Below are 23,858 nucleotides of genomic sequence, written 5' to 3'. Positions count from 1 at the left end.
TGAAACGCCCGGAAAGCAATTTAAGCTAACAGATCGTCCCGACGCATTCAAGCAAAAGGAAGGCTAGATGTACTGGCTGTGTTCCTTGAGCAGGCACCGATCCATGATCACCGTCAATCCGGCATGCTCGGCCTTCCGGGCCGCCTGTCCGTCGACGACACCCTCCTGCATCCATATGGCTCCGACACCGATCTGCATGGTCTGCTCCACCACTAGGGGAATGGCATCCGGACGACGGAAAACATTGACCAGATCGATGGAAGTGGAAGCAGGGATGTCGAGCAGGCTGGGGTAGCAGAACTCCCCCAGGACCGCTTGGTGGTTGGGATTCACGGGAACGATTCGGTAGCCCTGCGTCTGCATGTAGCGAGCCACCGCATTGCTGGGCCGGCTTGGATTGGCGGAGAGTCCGACCACGGCAATGGTCCTGGAACACTCGAGCAGGCGCTTGATTTCCGTAGGGTCGTTCATGGGTCCACCCCGTGGGACAAGCCCATATTTCTCACCGGGTTGGCAGTGCGGGACACCAGTGCCTGCGCCCCCGCGGGCCAGGGGTGAGAATACGGATCGATTCCGTCTCTCCGGTTCCAACCCGAGCCCGCGATTCTCACGCTTCCTTGCGTGTATCCGACTTCGCATCCAGAAAGCGCATCACTTCCTGGCGGCTCAAGTGGCGGTACTCCCCCGGTTTCAGCCGGGCGTCCTTCAAATACCCGATCTGGATGCGTCGTAACTTGATCACAGAGTGTCCGACACGGTCAAACATTTTACGGATCTGGTTGTTTCTGCCCTCGATCAACGTAATTCTCAGCCAACAGTTGTCGCCCTGCTTCGCCATGGCGATTTTGCAAGGCGCCAGCTTTCTTCCGTCCAGGGAGAGTCCTTTCGAGACCCTCGCCAGAATGGCCCGACTGGGAGTCCCTCTCACTTTGGCCACATAGGTCTTGGGACAATGAGATCCGGCTGAGGCGATCCGGTTGGCAAATTCGCCGTCATTGGTCAAGAGCAGTAGACCTTCAGTGTTGAAATCCAGACGGCCGACCGAGTTCACTCCCGGTGGGCACCCCCGAATCAGCTGGCCCACCAGTGGCCTGCCGGCCGGGTCCGAAAGGGTGCACAAATATCCTCGCGGCTTGTTTAGCAGCAGATAGGTTCGCCGCCCGTCCGGACGAATACGGTTCCCGTCGACTCGAACATGGTCACGGGAGGTATCCACTTTGGCGCCTGGCCGGGTGACCGGCTTGCCGTTTACGGAAACCCTCCCCTCCTGAATCAAGACTTCGGCCCGGCGCCGGGAACAAACGCCGGCGTGGGCAATGACTTTCTGCAGCCGGTCCGTCACCATGGCTCTCAAGGCGTCTGCTTCCCGGGAACCACCCGACCGTCGCCCGACTGTTCGCCGGCGCTCGAGGAGGCGATGGCGGTCTCCCGCCGGTTGGAGGCGCCTTCCGCTCCCGTTTCCGATTCGGCTCCACTCGTGACCGCCATTCCCTCCAGGGATGCCTGCGCCAGTTCCTCATATTCGTCCAGGCTGGGGAGTTCCCCCAGGTTCTTGAGCCCGAATTGAAGCAAAAAGTCTCGAGTGGTCTTGTAAAGAATGGGCCTGCCCACAACGTTCTTGCGCCCGCCGGCGGTTACCAGTTTCTTTTCGACCAGAGTCTTCATAACGGCCGTGGCGTTGACTCCCCGAATTTCCTGGATTTCCGGGAGAGTGACCGGCTGCTTGTAGGCGATCACCGCCAGGGTTTCCAAGGCAGGCAGCGAGAGCCTGATCACTGGGGCCTGGTGTTTCAAAAACTTCTGAACCCAGGCGTGATGCTCGGGCTTGGTGGCCATCCTGTAGCCGTCGGCGATCTCCTTGATCTCGATTCCGTGCTCGGGCGAGGCGTAGCGGCGACGAAGGTGAGAAAGCGCTTGGCGAATGGAAGCTTCGTTTTCCTTTCCCAACAATTCGACCATGGAAGCCACGGTGACGGGTTCCTCCGCCAGGTAGACGAGCGCCTCCACGATCGGTCTCAGCTCTTCTTCATTCATCCCGCACTCCGAAGCTTGCCTGGAACAGTCCCCTGTTTCGCCCCTCATGAGACGCCCCGTCGTCCGGGACAGCGGCACGGATAGGTGAATAGTGGAGAGTGGAGAGTAGCCGGTGGCCAGTGGTCAGTCGCAAATGCAAGCCAGTGCCCGATGACTTGGTTGCACTTCGCGAAGGACTTCGCCGAGACCGACAAGATGCTTTGCGTGTCGATCAAGTAGCTCTTCACTCTTCACTCTCCACCAATCAATCCGATTTCAGGAGGGTCTGCCGGCCACCGCCAGTTCTATCCGGCCTGTCCATAGTTCAAGGTCACCCATCACCTCGGTAAATTTGTCCTTGCGCCTGGCCACGATATCGCCGAAACGCTGCTTTTGAACCAGCACAATGGCCTGCAGATAGGACATCTCCAAGAGGGCGACAAACACCACCACCAGCGCCTTTCGGCTCCGATAGAGGGCAAACAGCCGGTCGACGGAGACCTCGCCCCCGGAATCCTCGAAAATGGTCTTCAAGTCATGGAGAACCTTCCCGATGGTCACCTCTTCCTGCTCGATTTCCATGGCTCGGACGGCCCTGTGCCGCTCCTGAATCCTGTGCAGAGAGATAATCAGGTCGAAGGAGCTGGCTTTCTGCTCGGGTTCCACCGATGTCTCCCGAAAATCCCACACTCCCGGCAGGGTCCAGCTGGCCCGCTCCACTTGTTCCTTCTGGTGGAGCATTTGAGCGGCGTTCTTGAACTTCTCGTGCTCCAGAAGCCGATGCACCAGCTCGGCCCGGGGGTCGTCCTGCATGCCCTCCGGCTCAAGCGGATCGGCGGGCAGGAGCATCCTGGACTTGATGTGGATGAGGGTTGCCGCCATCAACAGGAACTCGCCGGCAAGCTTGATGTCGAGTTCCTGCATGGCCCGGATCGTGTCCAGGTACTGCCGTGTAATCTTGGCGATGGGGATGTCGTAGATGTCGATCTGCTGCTTGCGAATCAGCTCCAGCAACAGATCCAGAGGGCCCTCGTAGGCCGGCAACTGAATCCTGTAAGGATCGTCCATGGGTGGTTGTCAGGTCATCTTCATGGCCTGTCGAACGGCCTGCATCGTCTCGCCGGCCTCCTGGGCGGCCCGTCGATTCCCGTCCTGAATGATTTCACCGATCTCTTGACGACGGCCCGCGTAGTCCCGCCGGCGTTCCAGCAGGGGGGACAACTCACGGATCAAGCCGTCGCTCATCCACTTCTTGCAGTCGACGCAACCGATCCCGGCCGTCCGGCATTCTCTATCGACCGTCGCCTGTGTCTCCCGGGACGAATAGATCTTGTGGTAGGAAAAAACCGGACAGAGTTCAGGATTTCCCGGATCGTGGCGGCGCTTTCGGGCCGGATCGGTCATCATTGTCCTGACCTTGGCGTGAATGGTCTCGGGGGAGTCGGAAAGGGAGATATCGTTGCCGTAACTCTTGCTCATCTTGCGCCCATCCAGTCCGGGAAGCCTGGGGACGGGAGTCAACAGAGCCTGAGGTTCCGGGAAGACCCGACCGTAGAGGGAGTTGAAACGCCGGCCAATCTCCCGAGTGAGCTCCACGTGCGGCACCTGATCCTCGCCCACCGGCACGGCGTCGGCCCTGTACATCAGGATATCCGCGGCTTGCAGCACCGGATACCCCAGGAAGCCGTAGTTGCCCAGGTCCTTGTCGGGTACGTTGTCTCGCTGTTCCTTGTAGGTCGGAACCCTTTCCAGCCATCCCAGCGGCGTGATCATGGAGAAAAGCAGGTGCAGCTCGGCGTGCTCGGGAACTGCCGACTGCACGAAGAGCACCGACTTCTGCGGGTCAAGACCGGCTGCCAGCCAGTCGATCATGATCTCAGTGCGAAAGTGGTCGATTTCCGAAGTATCGGCGAAATCGGAGGTCAGCGCGTGCCAGTCGGCAATGAAGTGGAAACTCCGGTAACTCTCCTGCAGTTCCACCCAATTCTTCAGGGCACCTACCACGTGCCCGAGATGGAGCTTGCCGGTGGGACGCATTCCACTGGAAATTCGAGGTTTGTTTGACTCTGAGGGAACCATGTGAATAGGGTCGCCCGGCAACTGTCAGGCGGCGATGATCCAGTGGACGATTTGCATGAAGGGTCTCAGCACTCCACCCAGGACGCCGAGATAAAGACACACGAACAGAATAAGAAATCCATAGGGGCGAATCTGGTGGTAGGCATCGGCCAAACCACTCGGCAGGAAGTGGGGCAGAATCCAACTTCCGTCCAAGGGTGGAATGGGAATCATGTTGAACACGGCCAGGGCGGTATTGAGGAAGGCTCCCAGCAGACACATCCGCCACAGTGGCTCCAGCACTGTCCCAACGATCACCCCTCCGCCCATCTCATAGCTCTGGAGGCCCTTTACGCCCAGGAGGAAAACAGCCAGCAGCAGCAGGTTGCTGATGGGTCCGGCCGCGGAAATCCAGATATCCGCCTTGCGGCGATCCTTGACGTGAAGCGGATTCCAGGGAACCGGCTTGGCCCAACCAAACAGCAGCCCCCCCGAAAAGAAAGCAATGGCGGGGAAAATCAGGGTTCCAACCACGTCGATATGCGCGATCGGATTCAACGTTACCCGTCCGAGGTATCGCGCCGTGGGATCTCCAAACCACTCTGCGGTCTTGGCATGAGCCGCCTCGTGCACACTGAGAGAAAACAGAAACACGATCATGAAAAAAAGAAACTGGACCAACTGCGCGGTGTCGATCACGGAGGCTCCGATGGCGAAGACGGCACCCGACCCGATGACCCTCCAGGGCGGCCCGAGTGCCACGATCAGCCGCAGCTTAGCATAGGTGCGCGAATAAACTCTAGCCGGTCCGGAAGTGCGGCGGGGACCGGTATCGGGGCTCCTTGTTGGATCGAAATGCCGATAGTATAATGGGTTGCGGCGATTCGTCCCGAGCGGCAACCGCTTCCAAGCTTGTCCCAGAGATCCCTATGAGCCTGCTGCTGCTTCGCTTGACCATCGCGTTCTACTCGGTAGGCCTGCTCCACTCATTCCTGACCGTCATTACCCGCAAGAAGACACTGTTTCGGGTCGCATTGGCCAGTATTTCCGCGGGATTCCTGTGCCATCTGCTGGCGATTTCCGTGGCCTGGTTCGAGACCCGTCACCCGCCGATCAACGAATTGCAGGGCGTGCTCTCCTTTTTCGCCCTGGTGATCGTGCTGGCATTCCTCCTGGCCTACGCCCGCTACCGGCTGGATTCATTGAGCGTTTTCGTTTTCCCGCTGGCCTTCATCTTGACGCTGGCCGCCAACCTGACGTCGGAGCCGAGCCAGCCCTTTCCCGAAATGCTGGGGAGCCTTTGGCTTTACCTGCATGTGCCATTCATCTTCTTTGCCTACGCGGCCTTTTTCGTGGCCTTTGCCTCCGGATTAATGTACCTCATCCAGGAAAACGAGTTGAAGCGACGTAGACCCCAGGCATTCTACTATCGCCTTCCCTCGCTTGAAGTCTGTGACGAGTTGGGGTATCGGGCTCTCAGCATCGGTTTTCCCCTGTTGACTCTGGGACTGATAGCCGGCGTCCTTTGGCAGGCGCCGTGGGAGCTGGACAAGAAAATCATCGCCTCCTTCAGCACCTGGATCGTCTACGCCGTGCTTATCGCCTATCGATTCTCGGAGGGTCTGCGCGGCAGGCGCGCTGCCTGGATGTCCATCCTGGGATTCATTCTCATCCTGGCAACCTTTTTCGGCACCCGCTCCCAGGGCAGCGCCCATCCTTTCATCCAATGAGTCTGCTACTGGTAGGACTTAGCCACAAGACAGCCCCGGTCGAGGTCCGCGAGAGGCTTCACTTTCCGGACTCCAGGCTGCGGGAGGCCTTGCAATGCCTCACCGCCCAATCGGCCATCGCCGAGAGTCTGATACTGTCGACCTGCAATCGGACGGAGGTTCTGGCCCACTCGGCGGATGCTCGACACGGCGTCATGATGGTCAGAAACTTCATCTCCGATTTTCACCGCCAGCCGGAAGAGTCCCTGCACCCCTACCTGTACGATCTGACCCACTCCGAGGTGGTGCGTCATGTGTTCCGCGTCGCCAGCAGTCTGGATTCGATGGTGCTGGGAGAACCCCAGATACTGGGTCAATTCAAGACCGCCTTCAGTCTGGCTCGCAGTATCGGATCCGTGGGGGATGCCTTGAGCCCCCTGATTCATCGAGCGTTTTTTGTGGCCAAACGAGTGCGTTCGGAGACCGCCATCTCCAGCGCCGCAGTATCGGTCAGCTTTGCCGCGGTGGAACTGGCCAGGAAAATATTCGACCACCTGGGAGGACGCACGGTGTTGTTGCTGGGGGCCGGAAAGATGAGTGAACTGGCAGCCAAACACCTGATTTCTCAAGGAATCTCCCGACTGCTGGTCTGGAACCGGACCTACCGGCGGGCCGTGGAAATGGCCAGTGGCCTGAATGGAGAGGCGATCCCTCCGGAAGAGCTCTTTCGCCATGTCGAACGGGCAGACATTCTCATCTGTTCCACCGGTTCTCCCGGGTTCATCCTCACCAGGTCCGACGGGCAGAGGTTGATCCAGTTGCGCAAGAACCGGCCGGTCTTCATCATCGACATCGCAGTGCCCCGCGACGTGGACCCCGAGGTAAACCGCCTGGACAACATTTTTCTCTATGACATCGACGACCTCCAGCACGTGGTCGATGCCAACCTCAAACAGCGTCGGAAGGAAGCTCAGTTCGCGGAAGCCATCATCCAGGAGGAGGTCCAGTCCTACATCAAGCAAACCCGAGGACTGGATGTGGCTCCGGCCATCGTCTCGCTGCGGAAGCACTGGGACGACATCCGGAGAGAGGAACTGGCCAGGAACCGCAAGAAGCTGGGGGCCCTGAATGATCAGCAGGAGGCCGCCCTGGAGCAGCTGACTCGAGGGATATTGAACAAGATCCTGCACGGCCCCATCTCGGAAATCAAGTCGTTGGGCCAGGACCCCGCCGCAGAGCAGAAAATCGCCACCATCAAGAAGATGCTGGGACTTAAGCCTTGACCCGCGGGAGATTGGGTAATCTTTTCGACTGGCCGCCCCCTTCCTTTGTGACGCCGCGGCTCACTGTGGCGCAACAGGGTCGTTTCAGGCAAGGGATCACACCCGGCCCGTCTTTTCTCTCTTCTTTACTCGCGGTACTTTCCGGAAACCGGTTGCCGTCCGGATGGGAAACCGATCATGGCCGATAAACCTCTTGTCATTGGCTCGCGAAGCAGCCCTCTGGCCCTCAGGCAGGCTGACCTCGTAAAGGACCAGCTGAGCCGGACACAGCCCCTTCTACCCATAACCGTCCGCCGCATTCTCACTACCGGGGATCGACGCAGCGGACCTCCGCTGCACCAGATTGGGGGCAAAGGGATCTTCACCAAGGAGATCGAAGAAGCCCTGCTTCGCGAGGAGATCGATCTGGCTGTCCATAGTCTCAAAGACCTCCCAACCCGCCTGCCCGATGGCCTCTGCCTGGGTGCCATCACTTCAAGAGAAGATGCACGAGACGCCTTCCTTTCCAACCGGTTTGGCTGCCTGGCGGAACTTCCCCCTCGGTCCACCGTCGGGACCAGCAGCCTGAGACGGCAATGCCAGTTGTTGCACCTCCGTCCGGACCTGCACGTGAAGAACCTGCGGGGGAATCTGGATACCCGCCTTCGCAAACTGGATGAGGGAGACTACGACGCCATTATTCTGGCCTGCGCCGGCCTGATTCGACTGGGACTGGATCATCGCATTCGCGAGAAGCTATCGGTCGACACCATCTGTCCGGCCATCGGACAAGGCGCGCTGGCGGTGGAGGTTCGCTGCGACGACCGTTTGACCCTCGACCGAATCCAGGGGCTCGACGACAGGGACTCCAGAAAAGCTGCCGAGGCGGAACGGAGTCTGCTGAGCCGTCTGGGTGGGGGATGCCAGGTGCCCATTGCCGGATTTGCCGTCATCCACGAGGCGCAGTTGCGACTGACCGGACTGGTTGGGGCTGCCGATGGAAGCCGCCTGATTCGGGAGGTCGGCCAGGCAACCCTGGAGGAATCTGCAGAGTTGGGCCATTCGGTCGCCCGCAGACTCCTCGACCGCGGCGCCGGCGAGTTGTTGCAAATGACCGGGTGAGCGACGTGAGCCCCGGTATCCTCGGTGTCATGCTGACCAAACGGGAGAGGCAGGGTCCATGAAGACGGCCGTCTATCTGATCGGGGCCGGTCCGGGCGATCCCGAGCTCATCACCTTGAAGGGACGCCGCTGTCTGGAGGCGGCCGACTGCGTGATCTACGACCACCTGGTGAACCGGGAACTGCTGCGGTACGCTCCCGGCTCGGCGGAACGAGTCTACGTGGGCAAGCAGGGAGGCCGGGACCATATTGCCCAGGCGGAGATCAATTCCCTGCTGCTGGAGCGCGCCCGCCAAGGGAAAACGGTGGCCCGCCTCAAGGGAGGCGATCCCTTCATCTTCGGACGCGGCGGCGAGGAGGCGGAAGTTCTGGCTCGGGCCTGTATTCCCTTCGAGGTTGTGCCCGGAGTCTCGGCAGGCTCGGCTGCACCGGCCTACGCGGGAATTCCGCTGACCCATCGGGACTATGGTCCGACCGTGGCTTTTGTGGCAGCCCAGCAGGATCCGACCCGCGACGATTCTGCGCTGGACTGGAAGAAAATTTCCTCGGCCGCCGAAACCCTGGTCTTTTTTATGGGGGCCAGGAGCTTGAGGCAGGTGGTGGAGCAGCTTACCCGCCACGGTCGCAGCCCGTCCACGCCCATTGCTCTGATCCGCTGGGGGACACGTCCCTCACAAGAGGTCGTCACCGCCACACTGGGGTCCATCCTGGAGCAAGTCGCGCCAATGTCTCCCCCCACCTTGATCGTTGTCGGCGAAGTGGTCAGGCTAAGGGAGCGGCTGCGATGGTTCGACAACCGTCCCCTGTTCGGAAAGCGCATCCTGATCACCCGCCCCCGCCACCAGTCCCGGGACTTCCGCAGAGCCCTGGAGCTGCTGGGGGCCATGGCCATCTCCTTTCCCACGGTGGAGGTGCGTGAACCGGACTCCTGGGCAAAGCTGGATCGAGCCCTTGAAACCATCGATCGATACGATTGGCTCATCTTCACCAGCGTTAACGGGGTCAAATACTTCTTCAATAGGTACTTTCGACGCCATCCCGACATTCGACAGCTCAAGGGGGTCCGTATCGCAGCCATCGGGCCGGCAACTCGCCGGGCTGTTCTTGACTTCAAGTTGGCCGTGGACACCCTTCCCAGCGACTACCAGGCCGAGGGCCTGGTGGAGAGCCTGCGCGGCAAGGTGGTCAAGGGCATGCGGGTGCTGCTTCCAAGGGCCCGGGTCGCCCGCGAGGTGTTGCCCCGGGAACTGCAGCGACAGGGCGCCCGCGTGGAGGTGGTCGAGGCCTATAGAACCGGGCCCCCGGAAAATGCACAGTTCCGATGGGCGCAAGTGCTCAATGACGCTCCTCCCCACATGGTGGTCTTCACCAGCTCCTCTACCGTCGCCAACCTGGCCGACCTCACCCGCCCCAAGTCCCTGGCCGAGAGCCTGCAGGGCGCAGCCGTAGCCTGTATCGGACCCATCACCGCCGGCACTGCCAGGGACTTGGGGTTACAGGTAGACCTCGTCCCTGAAAAGTACACCACGGCTTCGCTAATTGAGGCCATGGAGGAGTATTTCTCAAGGAAGGGTTGAAGTTCGACAGTCCAACTGCCGATCGGATAGGGAATTCTCGTGGGCCGTACAGGCGTCTTGGCTGCAGATGCCAGGACGAGCCCGCATTTCTCACCAGGCCGCTGGAGGCATTACAAGAAGTAGATTATCTTCAGCACCTTGATTGGCTCAATGTCAAGGGCTTGCGCATCACAGACGGCGCTGGGCATGCCCTGGCTTGTCCTTTTCCCTTCAGCGCGCACAGGCTCCCTCGACCGTAGAAACCGCTACGCTCTTCGGTCGCGAGCACGCGCTGAAGGGGAAATTCCTGCGCCATGATCATGCCCCCTGGTGAGAAATGCGGGCTAGCAGCTACCTGCTCAGTGGCCGGGGTCGGGGGAATTCCAGGGGACGCGCGAGACGGGGGTGTAAAGGGCACCAGAGGGGTGGAGCCGGCTGGCCATCACTATGACTTCGGCTGCTTCGAACAGCAGCGGCTCCAGCCGCGCCGCTTGCATTGCCGCCACCAGCTTCCCAATGTTTCGGCCCGATCGGACCCTACCCAAGGTGAAATGGGGAGAGAAGGGACGTGATTCAGCAGGAAACCCTGTTGCGACCAGCTCCTTTTCAACCCTCTGCTGCAGGTTTCTCAGCTTTTCGGGCAGCTGTTTCGGCCCCGCCCAGATAACCCTGGGCGCACGCCTGTTGGGGAAACAACCCAACACGGTCAATTCCAACTGGATGGGCGGGGCCGGCACCACCGCCCGTTGCACTGCCCGCACCACCTCATGCAGGCGTTCCGCCGGGACCGACCCCAGAAACTTGAGGGTCAGGTGGATATTGTGCGGCTTGACCCAACTGACTTGCGCTCCACTCTCCCGCAACTGGTGCTGGGTGGACGCAAGCCGTTCCCTGGCGAACGCGGGAAGTTGGAGGCAGATGAAGGTTCTGACGGCTTCCATGGGAGAGAACAGGTCAGAGGTGGCCCGGGATGTCTTCAGTCCAGAACCACAAAAGGTGGCGGGCTGGGAGGTTCTCCCAGACAGTAGCCGAGGCTGAATGCCACCGATTCGGTCAAGAGCTCGACCAACGAACCGGTTTGGTAGCACAGACCCTTCTGAAGCGCCATCAGATACCGATCGGCCTGCTCGGAGCGAATCACAGCGGGCGGATATCCCGATCTGACCAGAAAGAAGTTCGAGAACAGGCGCAGTGTCTTTCCGTTGTGGCGGTCAAAGGGTTGGATGTCGGTCAACTTCAGCAGGACCAACGCAGTCTGCTCCACCTCGTGCATCTCGCCGAAACTATCCGCCCGGCACCACTGAAGGGCCGTATCAACCAGGTGTGGAACCAGTTCCCACTCTGCAGGGTCATGACTTTCCAGCAGGGGCGCTGCCGGCGCATTCCGGTAGTCGGATAGTCGATCCGCGGGCTGTCCCATGAGTCGGGAGTGCAGCTGCCGCAGGTCGGCAGGAGTCGGCGCAGCGGATTGTGGGACTCTCTCCAGAAACCAGCGGCAAGCCTTGAGGTGGCGCTCCAGTTGACGCCGCCCCTCGTTTTGCCAGGAGGCCGGTACAGGACCGGCCCTCACCCCGGGCTGGTCCAGAGCGCAGTTGTGTCTGGCCCAAACGTCTCCGGTCAATCGCTCGAACGTCACATCGGCCCCGGGAGACCGCTGCCGCTCTAACCACCGGTCCCGCTGACCGATGATGCCGGCGAAAAGCCGGCGGGTCTTCAACTCGAAGCTGTTTCCCACAGTCGACCTCGCACTGCCTTCCCTCAACCAACCGCCTTCTGTTTCATGGCCTGGCGGGCTTCCCGCTCCATGGCCTTGCGTTTCTCCTTTTCCCGCTTGTCGAAGAGCTTCTTCCCCTTGGCCAGCGCGATCTCACACTTGGCCCGGCCCTTGTGGAAGTAGATGCGAAGCGGCACCAGGGTCATGCCCCGCTCACTGGTCTGCCCAATCAGTTTTCGAATCTCCCGGCGGTGAAGCAACAACTTTCGCGGCCGCAGGGGATGGTGGTTCATGCGGTTTCCCTGCTCATAGGGACTGATATGACAGTTGAGCAGCCACACTTCCCCGCCTTTGACCGCACCGTACCCTTCTTTCAAGTTGACCCGACCGGCTCGAATGGATTTGACCTCGGTGCCGCGCAAGGCCATGCCGGCTTCGAAAACATCGGAGATGTGGTACTGGTGGAAGGCCTTCCTGTTCAGGCTGACTGTCTTTTCTCCGGTCCGCTGCGTGTTGGAAGACTTCATGAGCCCGGCACTGCGCTTGAAGGGCTATTTCCGCTGGTATGGGTTGGGTGCACGACGGCTGGGATTCGCGGTTGTCTGTCCCCCGGAGGCCCGTGGGGAACGCACCTGCCGGGGCTGCGCTGCAGCGGGTTGGCCGATACCAGGAGGTTGGCTGCTCAAGGTTTGGCCGTAGGGCTGGCCGACCGGAAAGGCAGTGGCGGGCTGGGCGGTCGGCGTGGTCTTGGGCTGCACCGCCGGCTTGATCTTCTGCGCCCTGGAGCCAGTCCTTGCCCCTGAACCCGTCCGTGGGTTGAAAGGTGTCACATTGCGGCCAACAAAGGGTCTGCGGGGAGATCGGGAGGGCGGTCGACTGCGCCGGGCCGGTGGCGCGATCTTCTTGGATTTGCCGGATACGATCAAGCGGGACAGGGTGTCGGGACGACCCGTCCGAGTCAACAGAAAGTAATCAAAACCACTCCCTTCCATGATCTTCAGAACGGTTGCCTTGACTTCCAGCCCTCGTATCTCCAGCAGGGGAACCCGCACGGACTTCAACTCGCCGGGAATCTCCACCGCCATTCCCGTGTGCCGGCCCAGAAGGTCCAGGATGCTTCCGTAACTCTCGTTCGACGCCGTCAGGTTCACCACCCTGCCGTCAAAGGACAGGTTGACCTGGGCTGCCACAGGATGGTGCATTGTGGCAACAACCGGTAGCAATGAAGCCATCCACAGCACCTTGCGCATCGGTCACCTCTTTTAGCCCGCTTCGCCCTCCATCCTAACACCGCTCCCGATCCAAGACAACCGACGGCGGACACCAACAAAAATTGGCCGACATGTAACTCTCCCCTTGGCACTTGTAACGCTCGATTGGATGGGTGGATGCTTAGCCTTTATTGGACGGGCACTGCGGTGCTGCACGACGAACCTGATTCGTCGCATACGCGGCCAGGGCGGCGCGCGGGATCAGGAAACCCCGGGCTGCGCTCTGGCGAGGCTGTGCGTTGCGGGACCCGGCTCTTGATTCGCCGCCTTCGCGGCGGGGTTGGAGCAGAACCATACGACCCCGGGCTGCCGCCCGGGGCTACCCTGAGCCGCTGCTACGCAGCTCTATAAGGATGGCTTGTAGTAAGCGTTTCCTTGCCTACCCACTCCAACCGCAGCTTCGCGGCTCTCCCCTAACCCACAATGCTGCTGAGCGTGGAAATTTCTTTCGGTTAATGTCTGGCCCCAGTAGGGGGGCACTTGATCCACGGATCTCCCTTCACAGCTTTGTCGTACAATCGTGTTCGTGGATCCGTTTCTTGTTGCAGGACAGGGTTTGGTAACATGGGTTTACGGGAGGACTGGAAATGGCGTCATCCACTTCAAAATTTGTCGTTGACCTCGAGCAGGACCAGTTTGAATCCGAAGTGGTCGAAAAATCCCGCACCACCCCGGTGCTGGTGGACTTCTGGGCTCCCTGGTGCGGTCCCTGCCACAGCTTGAGTCCGGTCCTGGAGAAACTGGCAGTAGAGTACGCTGGAGCCTTCCTGCTGGCCAAGATCAATACCGACGAAAGTCCGGACCTGGCCCTTGCCTTCCAGATCCGCAGCATCCCGCAAGTCGTCCTTTTCCTGGAGGGGAAAGCGGTCGACCAGTTCGCGGGAGCCATCCCTGAAGCCGAGATTCGCCGGTTTCTCAAACCCTACTGTCCCACCGAGGTCGACAAGCTCTTTTCTGAGGCACGAGTTGCATTGGAGGCCGGGAGAAAAGAGGCGGCCAAAGGTCTTCTGGAACAGGTCATCGACCGCGAACCACAACACTCGCCGGCCCGTCTGGCTCTGGCCAGGCTGTTGATTGAGGAGCACCTGCCGGAACAGGCCCGATCCCATCTCAAGGCCATTCCGTTTCTGGCCGACGAAAAGGAAGCCGCCGACCGGCTGGAACAGGTTATCGGATTCCAGGCGGATTGCGCGGAGGCGGGCGGTCAGGCCTCTCTGAGGAAAATCCTGGAAAGCACTCCGCAAGACCTGGGCGCACGCATGGCCCTGGCCTCCTGCCTGGCGGCGACCGGACAATATCGGGAAGCGCTGGAGGAGTTTCTGGCCGTGGTCGCCCGGGACAAGCATTACCGGGAGGACTCCGCCCGCAAGGCCATGCTGGCCGTTTTCAGCCTGATTGGGGAAAGAAGCGACCTGGCCGAGGAGTTCAGGGGACGCTTGGCCCGAACTCTTTACTAGTGCCCCATTGGTCAGCCAACCGACAAAAGGCGTTTCCAGACAGCTTCGGTTACCGGCATGACCGAAAGACGCGGCAGCCGAACCAGGTCGAAATCCTTGAGTTCCGGGTCCGACTTGATGTCGGCAAGTGGAATCGGTTTTGCCAGCTTGCGCCCGGGCTTCACCTCCACCACCACCAGCCGGGGATCGTCCCGCTCAGGATCGGGAAAGGGATCGCTGGTCACCTCCGCGATGCCGACTACCACCCTCTCTCCGCCGGTGTGGTATATCAGGGCCTGATCTCCACGACGGATCTGTCTGAGGTGCTTCAGAGCCAGGTTGTTGCTGACCCCGTCCCAGAGGGTCCCCTGGTCTGCTTCCAGATCCGCATAGGCGTAGTCCGAAGGTTCCGTCTTCAACAACCAGTAGGCCATGGCAATTCTCTCTATTTCCTGGGGGGCCGGGAGGGGCGCAGTTCCACCCGGCTGGGAAGGGACCGGGGATCGTGCCGTAGCAGATCCACCACCACCTGGGCCACGTCCTCCGGCGCCAGCTTCCAGCGGACCTCCTTGCCGGTCCGATGCCCGCGGAATCCGGTATTGACGCTTCCCGGAAGGACGGCGCTGACACGGATATTGTCGTGGCGCAGATCCTGCATGATGGCTTCGCTGAAGCCATTGAGGCCGAACTTGGAGGCATTGTAGGCCGAGCCGCCCGCAAAACCCTGTGTCCCCGCCAAGCTTCCGATGTTGAGGATATACCCGCCTCCTCGCCTTCTCAATATGGGAACGGCCGCATGGCAGCAGTGGAAAACACCGGTGAGGTTGGTTCCGATGACCTCTTGCCACTGCCGGGGAGATATCTCGGCGATATCGCCCATCACTCCCACCCCCGCGTTGTTCACCAGTATGTCCAGCCCTCCGAACTCCTCCAGGGTGAAGTCCACCAGGGACCGGACCTGGTCGTAGCGGGAAACGTCACAGGCCGTTCCCTTGACCCTGCCGGCCCACTGTGGTTGCAACTGCTCGACGCAGGCGGCCACTGCCTCCCGGTCTCGGGCGCAGATTACCACACGGGCGCCGGCCTCCAGCAAAGCGCGGGCGATGGCTTGACCGATTCCCCGCGTTCCGCCGGTCACAATAGCTATGCGGTCTCTAATCGATACCACGGTGAGTTCATACCTGCAACAACCCAAAAAAGAGTAATCCACGAAGTGACACGAAGGGCCACCAAGCGTGACGACTCGGACGCATCGGCAGGGTTGCGACCCGGCAATCCAGCCCGCGCCCCCGCGTGAGTTTCAAACCACGACCTCCGTTGGCTGGCAACCGGTTCAAAATCGAGCCTGAGCAGATGGTCCAGTTACATCGATGCACCGGATGCACCGGATTTTATCCGGAGACGGCTGGCTTGCAGTCCTGAACATCCGCATAGCCGCAGGTGATCATCGCCGGAGTCAGTCTCTGTTGCAGCAACGCCACGTCCTGATTATCCTGTAAATCCTGTGCATCGATGTTCAAAATCTTGTTCCCGACAGGCCATGGACTGCTCTTGTTTCACGCTCGCATGATCGGCAGCACAGGGCGGCGGTGGAACTTTATTGAAACAACCGAAAAAAGAGGAATAGGGGACGCTGCCCAATTGTGCTATTAATGGCTTCCCCGCGCGTTGTTCCCGCACCTCGGACGCTCCATGACCGTTTCACTGTTCATCCCCTGCCTGGTGGATCAGTTCTTTCCCAGCGTGGGTATCAACCTGGTCAAGATCCTCCGCAAAGTGGGAGTGTCGGTCGACTACCCGCGGGAGCAGACCTGTTGCGGTCAACCGGCGTTCAACTCAGGATATCATGAGGAGGCTACCCAGCTGGCTCGGCGTTTCCTGGAGGTCTTCGGAGAAGCCGAAACCATTGTCTCTCCCTCCGGCTCCTGCACCAGCATGGTGAAGGTGTTCTACCCGGAGATACTCCCGGATCCCGGCCTGCGCCAGCAACTCCAGGAGGTCACCCGCAGAACCCGAGAATTCTCCGATTTTTTGGTCAACGTTATGGGAATCAAGGATTTGGGGGCCACCTTTCCCCATCGTGTCACCTACCACGACGCCTGCCACCTGTTCCGGGAGCTGGGGGTGCACCGTGCCCCCCGAGAGCTGATCCGACACGTCCGCGGGATCGAACTGGTGGAGATGGAAAACAGCGACGCCTGTTGCGGATTCGGTGGCACCTTTTCAGTCAAGTTCCCCGAAATATCCACCGCCATGACGCAGGACAAGAGCGAAGCCATCCTCAAGACGGAAGCGGAATATGTAGTGGCCAACGACTCCAGTTGCCTGATGCAGATCGGAGGCTACCTGAGTCGTCAGAACCTTCCGATCAAGCCGCTCCATCTGGCCGACCTGCTGGGAGAGAACCTTTGACTGCAGGGATGAATCGTACGCCCAGCCAATTCAAGATTCTTGCCTCGGAGAATGTCGCAGACCAGCGTCTTCGCAACACCTTTCAATCGGCCACCGGCCATGCCCTGGGGCAGCGCGCCCAGTCCGTCCAACTGGTGCCCGAGTGGGAGGATCTTCGAGAGAGAGCCCATCGCATCAAGGAAGAAACTGTCGAGAACCTGGACTTCTACCTGGAGAAGCTGGAAGCCAGCGTGGTTCGGCGGGGCGGCCGGGTGTTCTGGGCCCGGGACGCAAGCGAGGCCTCCAATTACGTAGTGGATCTCTGCCGCCGGCTGCAGGCCCCGACCGTGGTGAAATCCAAGTCAATGGCTGCCGAGGAAATCGGGCTGGCCGATGCGCTGGAGTCTGCCGGAGTGGAACCCGTGGAAACCGATCTGGGTGAGTTCATCATTCAGGTCGCCGGCGAAACTCCGTCCCACATCATCGCACCCGCCCTGCACATGACCCGCCAGCAGATCGGAAACCTCTTTCATGAAAAATTCGGAATTCCCTACACGGATGTTCCGGCGGAATTGTGTGCTTTTGCCAGGCAACGGCTGCGCCGCGAGTTTCTATCGGCCCGTTTGGGAATCTCAGGGGTCAATTTCGCCGCGGCCGATACGGGCACCATCGTAATCGTGGAAAACGAGGGCAATGCCCGTCTCTGCACCAGCCTTCCTCGGGTCCATCTGGCCATCATGGGTTTGGAGAAAGTAATCCCCCGGTTTGCAGACCTTCCGCTTTTCCTGAGGCTGCTGGCCCGCAGCTCGACCGGACAGAGGCAGACCAGTTACGTCTCCATGATCAGCGGACCGCGCCGAGAGCGGGAATGGGACGGCCCCGAAGAATTTCATCTGATTCTGCTCGACAACGGGCGCAGCGACATTCTGGCTGATCCTCGAATGCGCCGTTCGCTCTACTGCATTCGTTGCGGCGCCTGCCTGAATACCTGCCCGATCTACCAGCGAGTCGGAGGGCACTCCTACGGGTCCGTCTACTCCGGTCCCATCGGATCGGTGCTGACGCCACTGTTCCAAGGATTGGAGGTCGCCAAGGATCTCCCCTACGCCTCCTCGCTTTGCGGCTCCTGCTCCAATATCTGTCCGGTCAAGATCGACCTCCATCACCAACTGCTGTGGCTGCGCGAGAAGCTGGTATCCCGCCGGGCGACTCCCTGGCAGGAGCGTCTGGCGATGTCTCTCTTCGCGGCCGGCATGAAGGATCCGGCCCTGTATCGGATGGGCTCGGCGCTGTTGCGTCTGTTGTTGAAGGTGTCAGGTAAAGGCAATCGCCCTTTCGCCGTTCCGGGATGGAGTCCAACCCGGGACTTTCCGGCGTTGGCCGAGACCTCCTTCAAGCAGTGGTGGGAGGAGAACCGGCCACGGGGAGAGGGATGATGAACGGTTCCCGGGAGGTCATCCTTGGCCGTATTCGGCGGGCGTTGCTTCGCCCCGGCCCTGGGCAGGGACAGTCGCATGGCAGCCTCAACAGGGCTGATTCGTCCCCCGGCCGGGTGGATCCCGCTCAGCTCTTCGGGCAGTTTCGGGAACAATCGGAACGGGTCGGTGGCGAGCCCCGACTCTGCACCGATAGTGAGGAAGCCCTGAGGGGCATTCAGGACCTGGTTGTGGCCGCCGGATACCGCAGGGTCGCCGTCTCCAACCATGAAATCTGCCGGCGCCATCGCCTGGCCCAGGCGCTTTCGGACCTGCTTCCCGAGGTGAGTCTTTGGACCGAGGAAGGAGATTCGGATAGCAGGGGTTCCCGGCGGCGGAATTCCCGGCAACTGGCCCAAGCGGATTTGTCCATCACGGGGGCGGAATTCCTGATCGCTGAGAGCGGTACCGTCCTTGTTGCCAGCACCGGCTCCAGTCGTCAGATCAGCCTGCTCCCTACTGCCCACCTGGTGCTGGCCACCCCAGACCAGATCTGTCCGGACCTGGCTGCCGTCTTCCACCAATTGGGGACCGCACCTGAAGAGGGCCGGCTGCCGGCGGCGCTGACGATGATCACCGGTCCCAGCCGCACCGCCGATATCGAAAAGGTCCTGATCAAGGGGGCCCACGGTCCGGTGAGACAACTCACCTGGGTGATCGGGGGGCTATAGTCCGCCGAAGAGGGTGATGGAGTTGGCCGTCCAGCGGTCGATGGGGGTCCAGAAGACAATCAGGAGGATATTGGGAACCAGCAGCAGAACCAGCAGGGCCCGGTTCAGAGTGGAGATGCGCAGCGGGGTGGGCGGCCGGTCATCGTTTTCCAGAATCATGTGCTTCATGACCCTCATGTAGTAGAAGGCCGCCACGGCGGCGTTGAGGGCTCCCACGAGAGCAAACCAGTAGAGGCCCTGGTCGATGACGGCGCCGAAGATATAGAGCTTGCCCAGAAATCCGGCAAAGGGCGGAATGCCGATCAGAGACAACAGGAAGATGCTCATGGCGACCGCCAGAAAGGGCGAGCGACGGAACATGCCGTTGTAGTCCTCCAGTTCGAAGGTCTTCTCGCTGTTGAAAATTACCGTGACCACGAAGAAGGCGCCCAGATTCATGAACAGGTAAACAAAGAGATAGACCAGCATGGCTTTGAGGCCGGTGCCGGTCAGCAGGACCACACCCATCAGGATGTAGCCGGCGTGCGCAATGCTGGAATAGGCCAGCATCCGCTTCAGGTTGTTCTGGGTGAGCGCGGCGATGTTCCCCAGGCTCATGGTCATTACCGACACCACGATAAGCACCGTCGGCCAGTCGATTCCGCTGATGAATCCCCACTGCTCCCCAGCCGGTTGACTCAGTCCGCCCAGGAAGAAGCGCACCAGAATGGCAAAGCCGGCGGCTTTGGGAGCAACCGAGAGAAAGGCCGTCACCGGTGTGGGAGCGCCGGTATAGACGTCCGGGCACCAGAAGTGAAAGGGCACCGCTGCCGTCTTGAATCCGAAACCGGCCGTGGTCAGCACCACGATCAGCACCAGGGTGACCTGATTGAACCCGACCACTTCCTGCGCCAGCAGCGCGTCCCGGATTGCGAAGAGATCGAGGCTTCCGGTCATGCCGTACAGCAGGGAGAATCCATACAGCATGGCTCCAGTCGACACGGCGCCGAACAGGATGTACTTCATGGAGGCCTCGTTGGAGAGACGATCGCTGCGCAGGTAGCCCACCATGACATAGGAGGTCAGTGACACCAGCTCCAGTGACAGGTAGAGCATGACCAGGTGGGCCGAGTTGGCCATCAGCAGCATGCCCAGGGTGACCGCCAGCAGGAGAGCGTGAAATTCTCCCTGGTGGACGGAAGCCAATTCCTCCGAGTGCAGAGAACCCAGCAGCACCAGGATCCCCGCCATCAGCAGGAAGACCTTGAAGAAGAGGGCAAAGTTGTCCAGAGCCAGCATCCCTTCGAAGAGAGTCATGGCCGAGCCATGATCGGTCTGCAGCGTGTAGAAGAGAGCCAGCAGGAGCGCCGCCAGGGTCAGCAGCGGGTTGACGTGGTTCCTCAACCCCTTGAGCGCGATGTCGGAAATCACCACCAGGAGGATGCCACCCAGCAGGATCAGCTCCGGGCGGAAAAAGGTCAGGCTGTCCAGGTTGCCGAGGTTCATTGAGGATCCAACCTCTTTCTTTCTTCCCGCTTGGAAAATGCTGCGCCCAGGAGGATCACGAGGGGTCCCGGCGCCAAGGCAGGCCTCCGGCCCGTCTACCGCTTGAGCACATCGGCCCGATCCAGGTTCACCGTGTTCAGAACCCGGTAGAGGGTGAGGACGATCGCCAGGGCCACGGCAACTTCAGCGGCGGCCACCACAATGACGAAAACCGCAAACATTTGTCCGTCGATCCCGGTAGAGCTGTAGCGGGAGAAGGCCACCAGGTTCAGGTTGGCCGAGTTCAGGATCAGCTCCACTCCCATCAGCACGTTGACGGCGTTGCGCCGAGTCAACACGCCGAACACGCCCAGGGAAAACAGACACGCGCTAATCAGCAGGAAATACTTGAGTTCGATCAAACGTCCGTCCTCCTTCTCACCAGCATGGCGGCTCCGATCAGGGCGACCAGAAGGAGTACCGATGCAATTTCAAAGGGAAGAAGGTAGCTGCTCAGGAAGGCCTCCCCGATCTGTTGGGTGGTAGGCTCCAATTCCCTCTCGCCAACCAGCTTCCATTTGGTCTTGAACGCAGCCAGGCTGATGGAAGCGAAAACCGCCGCCGCAATCAGGGTGCCTGCAACCGGCTGAAATCTTTCGGTAGTCAGATTCAGATTGTAGAGCCGGTGGGTCAGCATCACGCCAAACAGCAGCAGAACCAGGATCCCTCCCACGTAGATGAGCACCTGGGCACCGGCCAGGAAGTCGGCCCCCAGGAATACGTAAAGAACCGCCACCCCGAAAAAGGTGAAGAGAAGGGAAAAAACCGAGTAGATCAAGCTTCGGGACACCACCACCACCACGGCCGATCCCACCGTGACGATGGCGGTAAGAATGAAAACGATGTCGGTAACACTCATCGGGATACCCTCAACTGGCCCCTGCCGGCCGGGGGCTCGGAGCGGGCTTGGGCGGGGCCTGGGGTTCGTCCTTGGCGAAGCGGTAGAGAAAGTCCTGCTTGGACTGCACCGCAAACTCGTACTCGGGAGTCATGACCAGGCAATGGGTCGGACATGGGTAAGTGCAGAGGTTGCAGTAGCAGCAGAGAGACATGTCGATATCGAACTGGGTGACCCGCAGCTTGATGGGGGTCCCGTCGGCCGCGAAGATGGGAGCCTCCTCCTTGCCGCGTCTCTCGGTGGTCATGTAGATGCAGTCGACCGGGCAGGCCCGAACGCACTGACCGCAGCCGATGCAGTCCTCGATCTTGTTGAACAGCCGCATGCGGGAGCGCTCGGGCAGCTCCCATTTGACGTTGGGGTACTGCAGCGTGCAGGAGCGGGTGAAGAGGTGGATCCCGGTGATCTTCATTCCCTGCAGCACCGTCCAGATGGATTGGAAAATATCTCGAATATAACGTTTCATGGCTTCCCCTTCCCCATGGTCAAGGGGTTCCCTCCCGCCACAGGGCCAGCGTCCCCGCGGCCAACACCAAGACGAAAGAAATGGGCAACAGGACCTTCCAACTCACGTGCATGAGCTGATCGACCCTCAAACGGGGCAAGGTCCACCGCAACCACATCTGCACGAAGACCAGAGCCGTTGCCTTGAGGATGAACCAGACCGGCCCCGGAAGAAAGCCCGGCCCATGCCATCCCCCCAGGAAGAGGGTGGTCGCCAGCGCGCTCACCAGGAACATGTTGGCATACTCCGCCAGGAAGAAGAACGCGAAGCGCATGCCGCTGTATTCGGTGTGGTACCCGGCCACCAGCTCCGATTCGGCCTCCGGAATATCGAAGGGAGTCCGGTTCACCTCGGCCAGCGTACCCAGGTAGACGACCCAGAATGCCAGGAAGGTGACGGGCTGGAAGATGAACCAGTTGAAAACACCCCCCGATTGAGCCCGCACGATCTCCTGCATGCTGAGGCTGCCCACCGGAATCACCACCGTCAGGATGGCCAGAACGGTGGGGATCTCGTAGCTGACGATCTGGGCAGCCGCCCGCATTCCCCCGAACAGCGCGTACTTGTTGTTGGAGGCCCAACCGGCCATGATGATCCCCACCACGCCCAACGAGGAGATGGCCGCGATATACAGCACTCCGATATTGAGGTCGCTGACGATGAGCCGCTCGCCGAAGGGCAACACCACAAAGGCGGCAAAGCCCCCGGCGAAAACCACCAGTGGGGCCAGCTTGAAGAGCAGCCGGTCGGCCTGAGCCGGGATGATGTCCTCTTTCAATAGCAGCTTGACTCCGTCGGCGATGGTCTGGGCCCATCCGTGCCAGCCGCCCACCCGCATCGGTCCCAACCGGTCCTGCATGTGGGCCGAAACCTTGCGCTCCCCCCAGATTGCCACCAGGGGGATGAAGGCAACCAACCCCAGGCACAGTAAACAGGCCAGCAGCATGGGGAGGAAGATCTGCAGAACCTCGGGCAATTGATCGTACCCTGCCACCTGCTGAGTCAGTACCTCTCTGAGGTATTCCATGGATGCGTACCGGATCTTCTTTGTGGGCATGAAATCGGCAGTCGATCCTCGGCCCTGCCGAAGGAACTAACGGTCGATCTCACCCATCACGATATCGATGCTGCCGATTATGGCGATGATATCCGCCACCATTCCACCCTTGGCGATGGCAGGAAGCAGGCTCAGCACCGTAAAGCAGGGGGACTTGACTTTGACCCGGAAGGGGATGAGTCCTCCGGCGCTCACTATGTAGTATCCCAACTCTCCTCGAGGCGTTTCGGTGCGGTCGTAGACCTCGCTCTTGGCGGGCCGCACCCGTCGGGGAATGTGCTCGTGCACGTCTCCTTCGGGAAGTCGATCCAAGGCCTGGCGAATCAGTCCAAGGCTCTGCTCCATCTCGCGAACCCGCACATAGTAACGGTCCCAACAGGAGCCGAGAGGACCGTGCTCGCCCAGGCCCACCGGAACCTCGAATTCATAGGTCTCGTAGCCGCAGTAGGGCTCTTCCTTGCGCAGGTCCCATGCGATTCCGGATCCGCGCAGGTTGGGTCCGGTCACGTTGTGCGACAGGGCCTGCTCCTCGCTGATGATCCCGACATCGGCCGTGCGTTCCAGGAAGATCTTGTTATAGCTGAGCAACTTGTCCAACTCCGCGATGACGGGCTCGAACTGGGTCAGAAACTCGCGGGTCTTGGCCTCGAAGCCCTCGGGAATGTCGTGCGAAACGCCACCGACCCAGTTGTAGTTGTACAGGAGCCTGGCGCCGCACAGCCATTCGAACAGGTCCAGAACTTTCTCCCGCTCCCGGAAACAATGCAGGAAAGGGGTGAAAGACCCGATATCCATGGCATAGGTGCCAACCGAAAGCAGATGGCTGGCAATGCGGTTGAGTTCGGCCATCAACACCCTGAGGGTCTTCACCCGCTCGTTGACCTCCAGATCCATCAACTTTTCAACGGCCAGCGCATAGCCCAGGCTGTTGTTCATGGAGGCAATGTAGTCCATGCGGTCGCAAAAGGGGATGACGCCGGGATAGTCGATGTGTTCGGCGTGCTTCTCGAAACAGCGGTGCAGGTAGCCGATGTGGGGAGTGACGTTCCTGACGATTTCACCGTCCGTTTCCAGCTCCAGGCGCAACACGCCGTGCGTGCTGGGATGCTGGGGGCCCATGTTCAGGACCATTTCCTCGCCGGCGTAAGCTTCGACTTGCATGTAAATTACTCGGGGGACGGCGCTCCGGGGCAGGTT

General features: G+C 60.4%; 26 protein-coding genes. 8 read left to right on the top strand and 18 right to left on the bottom strand.

All coding sequences use genetic code 11. From position 1 onward, the window contains the following. Positions 1-63: 63 nt before the first annotated feature. The 6 genes from OXI69_08100 to OXI69_08075 form a co-directional block, all read right to left on the bottom strand. The gene (locus OXI69_08100) at positions 64-471 is read right to left on the bottom strand and encodes a CoA-binding protein (GenBank protein ID MDE2666097.1); all 408 of its coding nucleotides are present in this window, start codon (positions 469-471) and stop codon (positions 64-66) included. A 136-nt stretch (positions 472-607) separates the two neighbouring features. Beyond that, on the bottom strand, positions 608-1,345 hold the full coding sequence (locus OXI69_08095; protein ID MDE2666096.1) for a pseudouridine synthase: 738 nt from the start codon (positions 1,343-1,345) through the stop codon (positions 608-610). 5 nt (positions 1,346-1,350) lie between these two features. Then, positions 1,351-2,034, bottom strand: a complete 684-nt coding sequence (gene scpB / locus OXI69_08090; GenBank protein MDE2666095.1) for an SMC-Scp complex subunit ScpB — start codon at positions 2,032-2,034, stop codon at positions 1,351-1,353. Positions 2,035-2,289: 255 nt separating this feature from the next. Continuing rightward, positions 2,290-3,081 carry a segregation/condensation protein A gene (locus tag OXI69_08085; protein ID MDE2666094.1) on the bottom strand — a complete coding sequence of 264 codons (792 nt, stop codon included), beginning with the start codon at positions 3,079-3,081 and terminating at the stop codon, positions 2,290-2,292. Between the two features lie 9 nt (positions 3,082-3,090). Next, positions 3,091-4,092, bottom strand: coding sequence for a tryptophan--tRNA ligase (trpS, locus tag OXI69_08080; protein MDE2666093.1), 1,002 nt, complete (start codon positions 4,090-4,092; stop codon positions 3,091-3,093). A 24-nt stretch (positions 4,093-4,116) separates the two neighbouring features. After that, entirely contained in the window at positions 4,117-4,833 is a 717-nt protein-coding gene (locus OXI69_08075) for a site-2 protease family protein (protein MDE2666092.1), read from the bottom strand. A gap of 167 nt (positions 4,834-5,000) precedes the next feature. On the opposite strand from OXI69_08075, the gene ccsA reads away from it, so the two are divergent. The 4 genes from ccsA (at position 5,001) to cobA (ending at position 9,740) form a co-directional block, all read left to right on the top strand. Further along, positions 5,001-5,801 carry a cytochrome c biogenesis protein CcsA gene (ccsA, locus tag OXI69_08070; GenBank protein MDE2666091.1) on the top strand — a complete coding sequence of 267 codons (801 nt, stop codon included), beginning with the start codon at positions 5,001-5,003 and terminating at the stop codon, positions 5,799-5,801. Continuing rightward, complete coding sequence (gene hemA, locus OXI69_08065; GenBank protein ID MDE2666090.1) at positions 5,798-7,063, top strand: glutamyl-tRNA reductase; 1,266 nt, start codon at positions 5,798-5,800, stop codon at positions 7,061-7,063. Before ccsA ends, hemA begins: the two co-directional genes overlap by 4 nt. 177 nt (positions 7,064-7,240) lie before the next feature. Further along, positions 7,241-8,164, top strand: coding sequence for a hydroxymethylbilane synthase (gene hemC, locus OXI69_08060; protein ID MDE2666089.1), 924 nt, complete (start codon positions 7,241-7,243; stop codon positions 8,162-8,164). 58 nt (positions 8,165-8,222) lie between these two features. After that, positions 8,223-9,740, top strand: coding sequence for a uroporphyrinogen-III C-methyltransferase (cobA, locus tag OXI69_08055; GenBank protein ID MDE2666088.1), 1,518 nt, complete (start codon positions 8,223-8,225; stop codon positions 9,738-9,740). Between the two features lie 338 nt (positions 9,741-10,078). Here cobA and thpR read toward each other — a convergent pair whose 3' ends face one another. Genes thpR through OXI69_08035 form a run of 4 tightly spaced genes read right to left on the bottom strand, consistent with a single transcriptional unit; the run spans position 10,079 to position 12,683 of the window. Continuing rightward, positions 10,079-10,660 carry an RNA 2',3'-cyclic phosphodiesterase gene (thpR, locus tag OXI69_08050; GenBank protein MDE2666087.1) on the bottom strand — a complete coding sequence of 194 codons (582 nt, stop codon included), beginning with the start codon at positions 10,658-10,660 and terminating at the stop codon, positions 10,079-10,081. 35 nt (positions 10,661-10,695) lie between these two features. Then, positions 10,696-11,454: a Fic family protein gene (locus tag OXI69_08045; protein ID MDE2666086.1), complete on the bottom strand. Its 759-nt coding sequence runs from the start codon at positions 11,452-11,454 to the stop codon at positions 10,696-10,698. Positions 11,455-11,477: 23 nt separating this feature from the next. Continuing rightward, positions 11,478-11,960, bottom strand: coding sequence for an SsrA-binding protein SmpB (gene smpB, locus OXI69_08040; protein ID MDE2666085.1), 483 nt, complete (start codon positions 11,958-11,960; stop codon positions 11,478-11,480). A gap of 24 nt (positions 11,961-11,984) precedes the next feature. After that, positions 11,985-12,683 carry a hypothetical protein gene (locus OXI69_08035; protein ID MDE2666084.1) on the bottom strand — a complete coding sequence of 233 codons (699 nt, stop codon included), beginning with the start codon at positions 12,681-12,683 and terminating at the stop codon, positions 11,985-11,987. A 608-nt stretch (positions 12,684-13,291) separates the two neighbouring features. On the opposite strand from OXI69_08035, the gene trxA reads away from it, so the two are divergent. Further along, positions 13,292-14,161 (top strand): thioredoxin, encoded by an 870-nt coding sequence (trxA, locus tag OXI69_08030; protein MDE2666083.1) that lies wholly within the window; start codon positions 13,292-13,294, stop codon positions 14,159-14,161. An 11-nt stretch (positions 14,162-14,172) separates the two neighbouring features. Here the strand turns inward: trxA and OXI69_08025 are convergent, their stop codons facing one another. Then, complete coding sequence (locus OXI69_08025) at positions 14,173-14,574, bottom strand: EVE domain-containing protein (GenBank protein ID MDE2666082.1); 402 nt, start codon at positions 14,572-14,574, stop codon at positions 14,173-14,175. Between the two features lie 11 nt (positions 14,575-14,585). After that, entirely contained in the window at positions 14,586-15,308 is a 723-nt protein-coding gene (locus OXI69_08020) for an SDR family oxidoreductase (GenBank protein MDE2666081.1), read from the bottom strand. Between the two features lie 524 nt (positions 15,309-15,832). Here OXI69_08020 and OXI69_08015 point away from each other — a divergent pair. Genes OXI69_08015 through OXI69_08005 form a run of 3 tightly spaced genes read left to right on the top strand, consistent with a single transcriptional unit; the run spans position 15,833 to position 18,677 of the window. Beyond that, positions 15,833-16,552: a (Fe-S)-binding protein gene (locus OXI69_08015; protein MDE2666080.1), complete on the top strand. Its 720-nt coding sequence runs from the start codon at positions 15,833-15,835 to the stop codon at positions 16,550-16,552. 8 nt (positions 16,553-16,560) lie between these two features. Next, the gene (locus OXI69_08010; GenBank protein ID MDE2666079.1) at positions 16,561-17,967 is read left to right on the top strand and encodes a LutB/LldF family L-lactate oxidation iron-sulfur protein; all 1,407 of its coding nucleotides are present in this window, start codon (positions 16,561-16,563) and stop codon (positions 17,965-17,967) included. Beyond that, a complete protein-coding gene (locus OXI69_08005; GenBank protein MDE2666078.1) occupies positions 17,967-18,677 on the top strand; it encodes a lactate utilization protein in 711 nt (236 codons plus the stop codon). Before OXI69_08010 ends, OXI69_08005 begins: the two co-directional genes overlap by 1 nt. Here OXI69_08005 and OXI69_08000 read toward each other — a convergent pair. From OXI69_08000 to OXI69_07975, 6 genes are all read right to left on the bottom strand, one after another. After that, positions 18,672-20,162, bottom strand: coding sequence for an NADH-quinone oxidoreductase subunit N (locus OXI69_08000; protein ID MDE2666077.1), 1,491 nt, complete (start codon positions 20,160-20,162; stop codon positions 18,672-18,674). The genes OXI69_08005 and OXI69_08000 overlap by 6 nt on opposite strands. Before the next feature lie 95 nt (positions 20,163-20,257). Further along, a complete protein-coding gene (nuoK, locus tag OXI69_07995) occupies positions 20,258-20,560 on the bottom strand; it encodes an NADH-quinone oxidoreductase subunit NuoK (protein MDE2666076.1) in 303 nt (100 codons plus the stop codon). After that, entirely contained in the window at positions 20,560-21,060 is a 501-nt protein-coding gene (locus tag OXI69_07990; protein ID MDE2666075.1) for an NADH-quinone oxidoreductase subunit J, read from the bottom strand. Before OXI69_07990 ends, nuoK begins: the two co-directional genes overlap by 1 nt. 10 nt (positions 21,061-21,070) lie before the next feature. Continuing rightward, the gene (locus OXI69_07985; GenBank protein ID MDE2666074.1) at positions 21,071-21,565 is read right to left on the bottom strand and encodes an NADH-quinone oxidoreductase subunit I; all 495 of its coding nucleotides are present in this window, start codon (positions 21,563-21,565) and stop codon (positions 21,071-21,073) included. A gap of 19 nt (positions 21,566-21,584) precedes the next feature. Further along, the gene (gene nuoH / locus OXI69_07980; GenBank protein MDE2666073.1) at positions 21,585-22,661 is read right to left on the bottom strand and encodes an NADH-quinone oxidoreductase subunit NuoH; all 1,077 of its coding nucleotides are present in this window, start codon (positions 22,659-22,661) and stop codon (positions 21,585-21,587) included. A 36-nt stretch (positions 22,662-22,697) separates the two neighbouring features. Continuing rightward, a complete protein-coding gene (locus OXI69_07975) occupies positions 22,698-23,822 on the bottom strand; it encodes an NADH-quinone oxidoreductase subunit D (protein MDE2666072.1) in 1,125 nt (374 codons plus the stop codon). Positions 23,823-23,858 lie beyond the last annotated feature (36 nt).

The organism is Acidobacteriota bacterium (assembly GCA_028875575.1).
GTDB lineage: Bacteria > Acidobacteriota > Terriglobia > Versatilivoradales > Versatilivoraceae > Versatilivorator.
This window is presented reverse-complemented; position numbering and strand designations above follow the sequence as displayed.

What these genes read in the sequence shown, in the direction of transcription:
- smpB (MDE2666085.1), bottom strand. Translation starts at nt 11,960, where the DNA reads ATGAAGTCTTCCAACACGCAGCGGACCGGAGAAAAGACAGTCAGCCTG.
- OXI69_08100 (MDE2666097.1), bottom strand. Translation starts at nt 471, where the DNA reads ATGAACGACCCTACGGAAATCAAGCGCCTGCTCGAGTGTTCCAGGACC.
- OXI69_08010 (MDE2666079.1), top strand. Translation starts at nt 16,561, where the DNA reads ATGAATCGTACGCCCAGCCAATTCAAGATTCTTGCCTCGGAGAATGTC.
- scpB (MDE2666095.1), bottom strand. Translation starts at nt 2,034, where the DNA reads ATGAATGAAGAAGAGCTGAGACCGATCGTGGAGGCGCTCGTCTACCTG.
- OXI69_07985 (MDE2666074.1), bottom strand. Translation starts at nt 21,565, where the DNA reads ATGAAACGTTATATTCGAGATATTTTCCAATCCATCTGGACGGTGCTG.
- OXI69_08085 (MDE2666094.1), bottom strand. Translation starts at nt 3,081, where the DNA reads ATGGACGATCCTTACAGGATTCAGTTGCCGGCCTACGAGGGCCCTCTG.
- cobA (MDE2666088.1), top strand. Translation starts at nt 8,223, where the DNA reads ATGAAGACGGCCGTCTATCTGATCGGGGCCGGTCCGGGCGATCCCGAG.
- OXI69_08025 (MDE2666082.1), bottom strand. Translation starts at nt 14,574, where the DNA reads ATGGCCTACTGGTTGTTGAAGACGGAACCTTCGGACTACGCCTATGCG.
- ccsA (MDE2666091.1), top strand. Translation starts at nt 5,001, where the DNA reads ATGAGCCTGCTGCTGCTTCGCTTGACCATCGCGTTCTACTCGGTAGGC.
- OXI69_07975 (MDE2666072.1), bottom strand. Translation starts at nt 23,822, where the DNA reads ATGCAAGTCGAAGCTTACGCCGGCGAGGAAATGGTCCTGAACATGGGC.
- hemA (MDE2666090.1), top strand. Translation starts at nt 5,798, where the DNA reads ATGAGTCTGCTACTGGTAGGACTTAGCCACAAGACAGCCCCGGTCGAG.
- OXI69_08005 (MDE2666078.1), top strand. Translation starts at nt 17,967, where the DNA reads ATGAACGGTTCCCGGGAGGTCATCCTTGGCCGTATTCGGCGGGCGTTG.
- hemC (MDE2666089.1), top strand. Translation starts at nt 7,241, where the DNA reads ATGGCCGATAAACCTCTTGTCATTGGCTCGCGAAGCAGCCCTCTGGCC.
- nuoH (MDE2666073.1), bottom strand. Translation starts at nt 22,661, where the DNA reads ATGCCCACAAAGAAGATCCGGTACGCATCCATGGAATACCTCAGAGAG.
- OXI69_08035 (MDE2666084.1), bottom strand. Translation starts at nt 12,683, where the DNA reads ATGCGCAAGGTGCTGTGGATGGCTTCATTGCTACCGGTTGTTGCCACA.
- OXI69_08000 (MDE2666077.1), bottom strand. Translation starts at nt 20,162, where the DNA reads ATGAACCTCGGCAACCTGGACAGCCTGACCTTTTTCCGCCCGGAGCTG.
- thpR (MDE2666087.1), bottom strand. Translation starts at nt 10,660, where the DNA reads ATGGAAGCCGTCAGAACCTTCATCTGCCTCCAACTTCCCGCGTTCGCC.
- OXI69_08015 (MDE2666080.1), top strand. Translation starts at nt 15,833, where the DNA reads ATGACCGTTTCACTGTTCATCCCCTGCCTGGTGGATCAGTTCTTTCCC.
- trpS (MDE2666093.1), bottom strand. Translation starts at nt 4,092, where the DNA reads ATGGTTCCCTCAGAGTCAAACAAACCTCGAATTTCCAGTGGAATGCGT.
- trxA (MDE2666083.1), top strand. Translation starts at nt 13,292, where the DNA reads ATGGCGTCATCCACTTCAAAATTTGTCGTTGACCTCGAGCAGGACCAG.
- OXI69_08095 (MDE2666096.1), bottom strand. Translation starts at nt 1,345, where the DNA reads ATGGTGACGGACCGGCTGCAGAAAGTCATTGCCCACGCCGGCGTTTGT.
- OXI69_07990 (MDE2666075.1), bottom strand. Translation starts at nt 21,060, where the DNA reads ATGAGTGTTACCGACATCGTTTTCATTCTTACCGCCATCGTCACGGTG.